Raw genomic sequence first — 10626 nt, forward strand, 5'->3', positions numbered from 1 at the left:
GGGCGCGAGCGCGAACATGGCCAAGTACCTGGCGGCCAAGGCTTCCTGGGAGGCGGCCAACGTCTGCCTGCAGACGCATGGGGGCTTCGGCTTTGCTTGCGAATACGACGTGGAGCGGAAATTCCGGGAAACGCGGCTCTACCAGGTCGCGCCAATTTCCACCAATCTGATTCTTTCCTACGTGGCCGAGCACCTGCTCGGCCTGCCGCGTTCGTTCTGACGCCGCGGCCGCCCACATGCGAGTGGAATCCTCCATGAATGCTGAGCCATCGCCCCAGCCTCCCCGTCCGCTGGACGGCGTCACCGTCCTGAGCTTGGAGCACGCGATTGCCGCGCCCTTCTGCACGCGCCAGCTGGCCGAGCTCGGTGCGCGGGTGATCAAGATCGAACGGCCGGGGACGGGGGATTTCGCACGCCGTTACGACGAACGCGTGCGCGGCCTCTCGTCCCATTTCGTATGGACCAATCGATCGAAGGAGAGCCTTGCACTGGACGTCAAGCAGCAAGGCGCGCGCGACGTGCTCGAGCGCCTGCTGGAGAAGGCCGATGTCCTGGTGCAGAACCTTGCCCCCGGCCCGGGCGGGCGCCGCGCACGCCACGATTTACCCCTATGGCCCCTTCCCGACGGGGGACGGGACCATCATGCTCGGCCTGCAAAACGAGCGCGAATGGAGGATCTTCTGCGAGCGCGTGCTGCATCGTCCCGAACTCGCAGACGACCCGCGCTTCGACGTTAATTCGCACCGCACCGCCCATCGCGCCGAATTGCGCGAGATCATCGTGGCGGCGTTTGCGCGCATGGGCACGGATGACGTCGTCCGGGCCTTGGACGAGGCGCAGATTGCCAATGCGCGCGTCAATGACATGGCCGGCCTTTGGGCCCATCCCCAATTGCAGGCACGCGCGCGGTGGGCGACGGTCGACAGCCCGGCCGGCGAGCTGCGGGCGCTGCTTCCCCCAGGGGTGAGCACGGCGTTCGCGCCGCGCCTGGGGCCGATCCCGGCACTGGGCCAGCATACGGCGGCGATCCTGGCCGAGCTCGGTTACGACGAAGCACAAGTGGAGGCCTTGCGCGCCGGCGGCGTGATCGGATGACGGGCGCCGCGGTACGCGGCTGCCGTTGGCATGGGCCGCGCCGCGGAGGATGGTAGCGGGGAGCGGCCGGGCTCGGGGCCGAGTAGCGGGCGGACTGCTGGCCGGCGCCTTTCTTGACACCGCTTTAAAGGCGCATATAGTATGCGTCTTTAAAGCGGTGGAGACAGGAGACGCAAGAACATGAGAACCCATGATGAAGCCGTCGCGCGGCTGCGGCGGCTGGACGCCTGCGCAGTGTCCGACGCCATGGACCAGCTCGGCCTGGCCGGCGCCGCCCGGGGCCTGGGCGCGGTATCCATCCGGGCCAAGGTCTGCGGGAAGGTCCGCACCGTCCGGTTGGGGGTAGGCCGGCCCGCGGCGGAAAAACCCAGGCACCTGGGCACGACGGCCATCACGGCATCCGGGCCCGGTGAAGTCATCGTCATCGAGCAGTCGTCCGGCGTCGAAGCCGGAAGCTGGGGCGGCATCCTGACGCTCGCCGCCAAGCTCAAGGGGGTGGAAGGCGTCATTTCGGAAGGCCTGGTGCGGGACGTCGACGAAGCCGTGCAACATCAATTCCCGATCTATGCGCGCGGCGCGACGGTCAGAACGGCCCGCGGCCGCATCGTCGAATTGGCCAACCAGGTCGAGATCGTCGTGGGCGGGGTGCACGTGCAGCCCGGCGACTACGTGATCGCGGACGGCAGCGGCGTGGTGTTCATCCCCGGGGCCCATGCCGCGGCGGTGCTGGAGGCGGCCGAAAACATCGCGCAGAAAGAGGCCTTGATGGCCAAGGATTTGCTTGCCGGCGCCGCCGTCACCGAAGTGATGGGCGCCAACTACGAACACATGCTCGCAGCGAAAGCCAAGGAGGGGACGAAGTGAGCGATCGCAATGTTGAGCGAGCCTCCGTGCTCGATACCGCCACGCTAAGCGATGCACTGGACCGGCTCGGCATCGCCGGACAGTGCCTGGGCATCAAGCCGCTGGACCCAGAGTTTCGCCTGACCGGACGCGCCATGACCTTCCAATACGTGCCGGCGGGCAATCCCCCTGGCACCGTGGGTGACTACATCGACGACGTGCCGCCCGGCGCGGTCATCGTATTGGACAACGGCGGGCGGGAGGACGCCACGGTATGGGGCGACATCCTGACCGAGGTGGCGGCCAGGAAAGGGATAGCGGGCACTGTCATCGACGGTGCCTGCCGCGATACGGCGCTGTGCCGCAAGCTGAACTATCCGGTGTTCAGCCGCAGCCATTCCATGCGCACTGGCAAGGACCGCGTGCAGCTGGACGTGAGCGGCCAGCCGGTCAACATCGGCGATGCGCGCGTCGCGCAGGGTGACCTGCTACGTGGCGACGCCGACGGCGTCGTGGTGATTCCCCAGGCGCACGAAGAGCGCGTGCTGCAATTGGCCGAGGCCATCCAGGCGGCGGAAGACAAAATCCGTGAAGCGGTACGCGGCGGCATGCGCCTGGACGAGGCGCGCCGGCTGCATCGCTACCACCAGCTGCAGAGCAAGGAGGCGTCATGAGCACCGGGAGCCGGGATTATTCCGCTTGGGTGGGGCCCAAGCCCGCGCGCATCGACGCGTCCCTGCTCGAGCGCTGCCTGGCGTTCGACTCGGCCACCTTGCATGAAGCGGCGGGCAAGATCGGCGACCTTCCGCCCCAGATCAAGCCCGTGGACCCGTCTTTCCGCGTCTGCGGCCCCGCCGTGACCGTGCACTCGCCGCCCGGCGACAACCTGTGGCTGCACCGCGCCATTTATGAAGCCGAGCCCGGCGACGTCCTGGTGGTCTACGTCGAGGAGCGCTTCGAGCACGGGTACTGGGGAGAGATCATGGCCCGCGCGGCGCTGGCCAGGAAACTCGGCGGCCTCGTCATCGATGGCTGTGTGCGCGACGTGCCGCTCCTGCGCGAGGCGGGGTTTCCGGTTTTTGCGCGCGGCGCCTGCATACGCGGGACGGGCAAGGATTTCGGCGCACGCGGCTGGATCAATGCGCCCATCCGCATCGGCGGCCGCACCATTCATCCCGGAGACTTGGTGTTCGGCGACGAGGACGGCGTCGTGGTGCTGCCCGCCGCGCAGGTCGCCACTGTGCTCGATGCCGCTCAGCGGCGGGTGGAAGACGAGCAGGCCCTGATGGAGGCGCTCGCCAAAGGGCAACGCACGCTCGATTGGTACGGCTGGAGCTAGCCCCACTCGACAGGAGGAGAGGAGACCATGCTGACGAAAGAGAAAAACATGAGGTTGACGCAGGTCGGTCCCGACACGCCGGGAGGCAAGTTGCTCAGGCGCTATTGGCATCCGGTCGCCGCCGTCGACGAGCTGATGCGCGAACCGACCAAGTCCGTGCGCCTGCTGGGCGAAGACCTGGTGCTGTACCGGGACGCATCCGGTCGCTACGGCATGCTGGAGCGGCATTGCTCGCATCGCAGCGCGGACCTGAGCTACGGCTTCGTGGAAGAGGAGGGGCTGCGTTGCAATTATCACGGCTGGCTGTTCGACGCCACCGGCGCGTGCATCGAGCAGCCCTATGAGGACACGGTCAATCCCGCCAAGTCCCTGCGCAAGAACGGTCGCCTGAAGGCGTATCCGGTGCGGGAGAAGGCCGGCTTGCTCTGGGCGTACATGGGGCCGGAGCCGGCGCCCGAGCTGCCCGATTGGGAGGCCTTCTCCTGGCCCAACGGCTTCGTCCAGATCGTCTTCGCCGACGTGCCCTGCAATTGGGTGCAGGCCCAGGAGAATTCCATCGACCCGGTGCATTTCGAATGGATGCATTCGAATTGGAGCCGGCGCATGAAGGGCGCCAAGCGCAACGAGGCGCCCAGGCACTTGAAGCTGCAGTTCGACGAATTCGAATACGGCTTCGTCTACCGGCGCATCCGGGAAGACACCTCGGAGCAGCATCCCTTGTGGACCGTGGGGCGGGTGTGCTTGTGGCCCAACGCCTTTTATCTCGGCGACCACTTCGAGTGGCGCGTGCCGGTGGACGACGAGAACACCCTGAGCGTGACCTGGTCTTACATCCGGGTGCCCCGGGAGTCGGAGCCCTTCCGGCAGGAGGTGATTCCGTCGTGGGTGAGCCCCATCAAGGATCCGGTCTCGGGACGCTGGATCTCCAGCCACGTCATCAACCAGGACATCATCGCCTGGGTCGGCCAGGGGCGCATCACCGACCGTTCACGCGAAAACCTCGGCGCCAGCGATCGCGGCGTCAGTTTGTTCAGGAAGCGCCTGTTCGACGACATCGAGCGGGTCGAAAAAGGACTGGATCCGAGCGCGCTGATCCGTGACCCGGCGAAGAACCACCGCATCAAGCTGCCGACCATAGACGAGGTGCTGATCGAGAAAGGGCTGCCGCTCGCCGAGTATGCCCAGCACCCGGTTTGGAAGCATCACTTGAAGCACTTCCCCTTCCACTACGGCCAGCCCGAGGAGGTCAAGCGCGCCTACGAGGCTGCCATGGGCATCAAGACCGAGGCCGTGGACGTGGTGAACATTTGATAGGAGCCAGGATGGCCAGGATTGTGTTGGGAATGGCGTGCTCTCATGGGCCCATGCTCGCGACTCCTCCCGAGCTGTGGTCTTTGCGGGCGGGTGCCGACAGGCAGAACAAGCAGCATTGGTATCGGGGGCGGACGTGGGATTACGAGTCCCTGCTTGCCGAACGCGCGCCGGGGTTTGGCGAGCACCTCACGCCCGAGGTCAAGAACGCCTATTACCAGCGCTGCCAGCTGGCCTTGAAAGAAATGGCGGACATCTTCGCGGCGCATCGCCCGGACCTGGTCGTGATTCTGGGCAATGACCAGAGCGAAGTGTTCCTCGACTGCCTGGTCCCGGGCTTTACGGTCTATACCGGCGACACGATACACAACGTGCCCCTGACCCCGGAGCAGATGGCGGCGCTGCCGCCCGGCATCGCCATCGCCGAGCCGAGCCATTGCCCGGAGGATGGAGCGCAATACCCAGGCGCGCCCGAGAGCGCCGCCACGCTCGTGCGCAGCCTAGTGGACCAGCATTTCGACGTGGCCACGTCGGCCCGCATGCCGGGCGGGGAGGCGCAGGCAGGCATCCCGCATGCCTTCGGGTTCATCTACAGGCAGATCATGCGCGACGATCCGCCTCCTTCGATTCCCATCTTCACCAACGTGGGCGTGGGCCTGAACCGTCCTCGGCTGGCTCGCTGCATGGCGTTCGGCCATGCCCTGAAAAAAGCGATCGACGACTTGCCCGAGTCCATGACGGTGGCCGTGATCGCCTCGGGGGGCATGACGCACTTCTGCATAGACGAAGCACTGGACAGGCAGGTGCTGGATGCGCTGGCGGCAGGCGACGAACAGCGGCTGGTCGAGATCCCGGAGGCCATGCTCAATGGGAATACGGCCGAACTCAAGAGCTGGTATCCCCTGTTGGCGATCATGAACGACGTCGGCTTTTCCATGCGGCTGCTCGATTACGTGCCGTGCTACCGCACCGAAGCGGGGACCGGCAACGCCATGGGCTTTGTGGTCTGGAAGGCCTGAAGGAGAGTGAAAACGGACTGAAGTCCTTTGATATGGGAGGCTCCATGCGCGCTTTCAAAGTCGCATAAGGTATGAGAGTTGGAGGGTGACGCGCCCGGCTCGCGTGCGGGCGTGCTTCGTCTGCAGGTCCTGACCTGTGCAAGGAGACAAAACATGAAAACATGGAAACTCGGCTGCCTGGCGGCGGCTTGTCTTTGCGTCCCGTTCGTTGCCGCCGCGGCGGATGACAACTATCCCGAACGTCCGATTCGCCTTGTCGTTCCGTATACGCCGGGCACCTCGCCCGACACCATGGCCCGCCTGATCGTCGACAGGCTCGGGGCGGAGCTGGGGCAGAGCGCCTTCGTCGAGAACCGTCCCGGCGCGGCGACCGCCATCGGCACGAATTCGGTGGCCAAGGCTGAGCCCGACGGCTACACCCTCATGGTGTCGATCAATTCGCATGTCATCACGCCAGCCACGCGCAAGACGCCCTACGATCCGATCAAGGATTTCGCCTTCATCGGCCAGATCGCTTTTGGTCAATTGGCGATCTTGACGGGGCCTTCCACCAAGGCGAAGAACTTCCCGGAGCTCGTGGAGGAGCTCAAGCAGCTGGGTGACAACGCCACCTACAGCTCGCCCGGCATGGGCTCGACCACGCAGCTGTATTCCATCGTCCTGCAAGACATGCTCGGAACGAACATGCGCCACATCCCGGGCAGCGGCATGGGCTCGGCGATGATGGATGTCATGCAAGGGCACACCAACATGGTGATCGGCGGCCTGGACCAGGCAATGGCCAATATTCAATCCGGCAAGCTCAAGCCCATGGCGCAGACCGGCAAGCAGCCGAGCAAACTCCTGCCCGGTGTCAAGAGCGTGGCGCAGTACGGTTATCCCGAGTTCGACTTCGGCGTCTGGGTCGGCATGTATGCGCCGGCCAAGACCTCGCCCGCCATCATCCGGAAAGTGCATGCGGCCCTGCAAAAGGTCATGGCCTCGCCCGAGCTGCGCGCAGCGGTGGAAAACAAGGGTTATGACGTGATCACCAGCACGCCCGAGGAGTTTGCCGAGCTCAATCGCAAAGAGTTCGAATACTGGAAGTCCGTGGTGCAAAAGCACGGCCTGATGCTGGACAAGTAAGGGCAGCCCGCCGGCGCAAACGGCCCGCACGCCGCGTTGCGGCGCGCCGGGCCGTCTCGCTTGCCATCATGCGCGCTGGGGTTTGGTCAGCCAAAGGGCGGGGCCAGCAGGCTTGCGTCGAGCTGTTCCGTGATGAAGACGATGCTCGAGCGGCGCGGCAGGCCGTTCCAGGACGCGAGGGTTTCGGCGGGATACAAGGTCCGGTGGACGCCATGAATGACGACCGGCCGTGTTTCGTCCTGCAGCTGCAGGATGCCCTTCATGCGCAGGATGCGTTCGCCGTGGAAGAAGCATAGGCTGGCGATCCAATCGCTGACTTCCTCCCAAGAGAGAGGTCGGTCGAAGCTGAACTGGGTGCTCCGGTAGCGCCGCCCGTGGGCGAAGTGGCCATGTCGTTCATCGCCGCAGTTCGGGTCGGTGCAATACGAGCCGCTGAGGCGTCGCGCCCAGGTCGCCGCGCGAGTAGCGGCCACTGAGTGCGGTTCGCCTTCCGCCGTGCAGATGGCGAGCGCATCGGCCAACGTCGCGCCGTCCTGCTTGCACAGCAGCGGAGCGTTCGGCTGCAGGGCCGCCAGCTCGTGGACGAGGCGTGCTTTTTCGGCTTCGGTGATGCAGTCGGCCTTGGTCAGCAGCAAGACGTCTGCCAGCATGAGCTGCTGTTCGGTCTCCGGATGGCGGGCGAGTTGCTGCTCGATTTGCGTGGCGTCGACCGTCGAAACCAGCTGGTCGAAGCGGAAGAGGCGCGCCGTTTGCGGGTCGAGGAGCAGGCCTTGGATCACCGGGGCCGGGTCGGCCAGTCCGGTGGTTTCGATCAGCACGCGCTTAAAGGGCGGAATCCGGCCCGCCTGCGCCGATTCGCGCAGCCGCTGCAGCGTCGCAGGGAGGTCCCCGTTGATGCTGCAGCAGATGCAGCCTCCCGAGAGCACCACCATGTCATCGGAAATGGCTTCGACGAGGTGATGGTCCAGCCCGACTTCGCCGAATTCGTTGATGATGACGGCAGTGTCGCGGTTCGCGGCATCCGCGAGGTATTCCTTGAGCAGCGTGGTCTTGCCGCTGCCCAGGAAACCCGTCAGGACGGTTACGGGAAAGCCCGGCGAAGCGTCCGGAGATTGCGCCATGGCCCGTGCCGCGCGTTACTGCTTGAGCTTGAAGACTTTCCTGGCGTTGCCCTCGTAGATCTTCCGGCGGTCTTCTTCGGTCAGGAAATCCAGGTTGTCGATCATGGACTTGACGTCGTCGAACGAGCGGCCCGTTTCCGGATCGACGGCCGATCCGACGCCCGGGCACTCGGTGCCGAACAGGCAGCGGTCGACGCCGGCCGTCTTGATCAACAGGCGCAGCGCTTCTTCCGTGTAGAGCACGGTGTCGAAGTACAGCTTGCGGAACCCGTCGGAGAACAATTTGCCGGTACCACGGCGCACGGTGGGGGCCTGGAAGCGGCCGAACTGATAGGGCGCGGCGCCGCCGCCATGGCTGACCACGATCTTCAAGTCGGGGAAATCGGTGAACACCGATGAGTTAACCAGGCCGACGACGGCGATCGTTTCCTCATTGACGAAGTGCAGGGAGTACGGCACGCGCTCGGAGCGGGAGCCCGTGGCGTGGATGTGGGCCGGGACGTCGAGCTCGCACAGCTTCTCGTAGAGCGGGTACCAGTAACGGTCGCCCAGCGGAGGCGCTTCGCCCGCCCCGTTTTCGTAAGGATCCGGATTCAAGAGGCAGCCGGCAAAGCCGAGCTCCTTGATGCAGCGCTCGAGTTCGGGCAGGACGCGTTCGATCTTCTCGCCTGCGACCTGGGGCAGACCCGCCACGCCGACGAACGTGTCCGGAAAGAGCTGGGTCTGCCGGTAGATGATGTTGTTGCACTCTTCGGTGTACCAATCGATGATGCGCGCCGGCGACTCCGAGTGCATGGAGTGGAAGGGCCGGGGAGAGACCAGCTGGAGATTGGTGCCGTGATCGCGGATGTAATCCAGGTGCCCCTTGGGCCAGGTTTCGGCTTTGTTGGCAGCGGCACGGATTTCGTCGTCCGTGACTTTGACGCCGCCCCTTCCGTGCGTGCCCCGGGAGGCAAGGAGAGTCGCTTTGTACGCCCAGAGTTCGGCTGGGGCGCTGACGTGGGCATGGCAGTCGATGATCATGGTGTCTCCTTCGTTATTCGCGCATACAGTATGCGTAAATACGAAGGTTGTCAACGCACCTCGAAGGACGCTTTCGCGATCCGTGGCGGGCGGTTCAGCCTTCGCTGCGGAGCAGCTCGTTGGTGTGGCGGCGGACGCGCTCGAGGTGCGGAATGACGGCCTGCCGGACGGCTTCGGGATCGCGCTGCCGCAGGGCTTGCAGGACTTGCCGGTGGTATTTGACGACGCCCCGCGCGGTCTGCTCGTTCGTGCCCTTGACCAGGGCGCGGTACAGGATGGCCGTGACGGCCTGCATCACGGCGGACAGCACGTGGTTGTGCGCGGCATCGACCATCAGCTGGTGGACGTTGAGCGAGGCGCGGGTGAATCGCTCTCCGCCTTTCACCGCCGCCTCTGCGCGGTCGATGGCTGCCTCGATTTCGTCGAGCTCTTCGTTGGTGGCGAGGGTGGCCGCCAGCGGGATGGCGGCGGTTTCCAGCGTGTATTGCGCGACGAAGACCTCGTCGACCGTTACGCCGGCCAGTTGAAACTGCAGCGCCAGCGCCTCGATGGCGGCGCTCGGGTCCGCCGCCTCGGCGATGCGTGCACCGCCGCCCGCGCCGGTGCGGATCTCGATGATGCCGAGGGCCGAAAGCCGGTTCAGCGCTTCGCGTATGGGCAGGCGGCTGACGCCGAATTGCGCTGCCAGTTCATTTTCCGATCCGAGCACCTCGCCGGGCTTGAGCTTGCCGTTGAGCACGGCTTCCTTAATCTGGCGTTCGATGCGTGCGGCAGTCGATTCCGGTTTTTCTGGGGTCCAGGTGGCTTTTCTTGTGCTGGCTTTGGTGGTCATCGAGGTCTGCGAAAAGGAAACCAGGGGGCAGGGGGCGAACGGCGCGCTGCCGCAAGTCCAAGAGCTTAAACGCAATGCCTGCATTGTGCACGAGTGCAGCCATGCCGGCGCGGGCGCGCCAGGCCGGCTGCCGCGTTGCGGTCCCGCCACAGCGCTGCATGCGGGCGATCGCTGCGAGTCGGTCTCTTGATCTAAGGCAAGAGGCAGGGGAGGGGCGGGTGCTTCAATGCAATGACGGGATGTCCCGGTTTTGATTGAAGTACCGCTATGAGAAAGATTCTGCTGGCTGTAGCCGCCTTGTGTGTCATGACTTCTGGTCCTGCGATGGCGCAGCACCAGGATGGCAAGTGGCAATTCCGCGCGCGCGCCGTCCACTTGGACAGCGAGAACAAAGGCGTTGCCCCCGGCCTGGACGTCGGCATCAACGACAAGTGGATGCCGGAAGTCGACGTTAGCTATTACTTCACGCCCAACATCGCGGCGGAGTTGGTCCTGACCTACCCGCAAAAACATACGGTGAGGCTGAATGGCGACAAGATCGGCACGTTGAAACACCTCCCGCCCACGCTGCTGCTCCAGTATCACTTCACGGACTTCGGCGCCTTCAAGCCCTACGTCGGCGCCGGGGTGAACTACACGCGCTTTTCCAGCGTGGACCTCGCGATTCCGGGGGCAGCGCTGGATGTCAAGCGCAGCAGCTTTGGCGCCGCCCTGCAAGTCGGCTTCGATTATGCGCTGGACAAAAATTGGTCGTTGAACGTCGACGTCAAGAAGGTGTACATCGACACCGACGTGAAGGTGAAAAACGGCGCGTCGCTCGGCAACTTCAAGGTGAATCCTTGGTTGATCGGCATCGGGCTGGGATACCGCTTCTAGGGAAGCGCCCCGCCTGCCCGGGGGCAGGCTGCCAGATGGGCC

The 10626-nt window shown here is 65.0% G+C and carries 11 protein-coding genes and 1 pseudogene; 9 read left to right on the top strand and 3 right to left on the bottom strand.

What is annotated here, in order from left to right; all coding sequences use genetic code 11:
- From IRZ12_RS11215 to IRZ12_RS11250, 8 genes and pseudogenes are all read left to right on the top strand, one after another.
- On the top strand, nt 1-220 hold a 220-nt coding region (locus IRZ12_RS11215; protein ID WP_296468394.1), incomplete at its 5' end, for an acyl-CoA dehydrogenase family protein.
- Between the two features lie 34 nt (nt 221-254).
- Nucleotides 255-1095, top strand: a pseudogene (locus tag IRZ12_RS11220) (CaiB/BaiF CoA transferase family protein).
- A 180-nt stretch (nt 1096-1275) separates the two neighbouring features.
- Entirely contained in the window at nt 1276-1959 is a 684-nt protein-coding gene (locus IRZ12_RS11225) for an RraA family protein (protein ID WP_296468397.1), read from the top strand.
- Complete coding sequence (locus IRZ12_RS11230; protein WP_296468400.1) at nt 1956-2612, top strand: RraA family protein; 657 nt, start codon at nt 1956-1958, stop codon at nt 2610-2612. The genes IRZ12_RS11225 and IRZ12_RS11230 overlap by 4 nt, the downstream gene beginning before the upstream one ends.
- On the top strand, nt 2609-3277 hold the full coding sequence (locus IRZ12_RS11235; protein ID WP_296468401.1) for a 4-carboxy-4-hydroxy-2-oxoadipate aldolase/oxaloacetate decarboxylase: 669 nt from the start codon (nt 2609-2611) through the stop codon (nt 3275-3277). The genes IRZ12_RS11230 and IRZ12_RS11235 overlap by 4 nt, the downstream gene beginning before the upstream one ends.
- Nucleotides 3278-3304: 27 nt before the next feature.
- The gene (locus IRZ12_RS11240; RefSeq protein WP_296468403.1) at nt 3305-4588 is read left to right on the top strand and encodes an aromatic ring-hydroxylating dioxygenase subunit alpha; all 1284 of its coding nucleotides are present in this window, start codon (nt 3305-3307) and stop codon (nt 4586-4588) included.
- A gap of 53 nt (nt 4589-4641) precedes the next feature.
- On the top strand, nt 4642-5607 hold the full coding sequence (locus tag IRZ12_RS11245) for a protocatechuate 3,4-dioxygenase (protein ID WP_296468405.1): 966 nt from the start codon (nt 4642-4644) through the stop codon (nt 5605-5607).
- A gap of 153 nt (nt 5608-5760) precedes the next feature.
- On the top strand, nt 5761-6732 hold the full coding sequence (locus IRZ12_RS11250) for a tripartite tricarboxylate transporter substrate binding protein (protein WP_296468407.1): 972 nt from the start codon (nt 5761-5763) through the stop codon (nt 6730-6732).
- 86 nt (nt 6733-6818) lie between these two features.
- Here IRZ12_RS11250 and IRZ12_RS11255 read toward each other — a convergent pair whose 3' ends face one another.
- From IRZ12_RS11255 to IRZ12_RS11265, 3 genes are all read right to left on the bottom strand, one after another.
- The gene (locus IRZ12_RS11255; protein ID WP_296468409.1) at nt 6819-7853 is read right to left on the bottom strand and encodes a GTP-binding protein; all 1035 of its coding nucleotides are present in this window, start codon (nt 7851-7853) and stop codon (nt 6819-6821) included.
- A gap of 15 nt (nt 7854-7868) precedes the next feature.
- Nucleotides 7869-8876, bottom strand: a complete 1008-nt coding sequence (locus IRZ12_RS11260; RefSeq protein ID WP_296468411.1) for an amidohydrolase family protein — start codon at nt 8874-8876, stop codon at nt 7869-7871.
- Between the two features lie 94 nt (nt 8877-8970).
- On the bottom strand, nt 8971-9708 hold the full coding sequence (locus tag IRZ12_RS11265) for a FadR/GntR family transcriptional regulator (RefSeq protein WP_296468413.1): 738 nt from the start codon (nt 9706-9708) through the stop codon (nt 8971-8973).
- A gap of 267 nt (nt 9709-9975) precedes the next feature.
- Here IRZ12_RS11265 and IRZ12_RS11270 point away from each other — a divergent pair, with 267 nt between their 5' ends.
- Entirely contained in the window at nt 9976-10584 is a 609-nt protein-coding gene (locus IRZ12_RS11270; protein WP_296468415.1) for an OmpW family protein, read from the top strand.
- The last annotated feature ends 42 nt before the right edge of the window (nt 10585-10626 follow it).

This window comes from Pigmentiphaga sp. (assembly GCF_019689535.1).
Lineage (GTDB): Bacteria > Pseudomonadota > Gammaproteobacteria > Burkholderiales > Burkholderiaceae_B > Pigmentiphaga.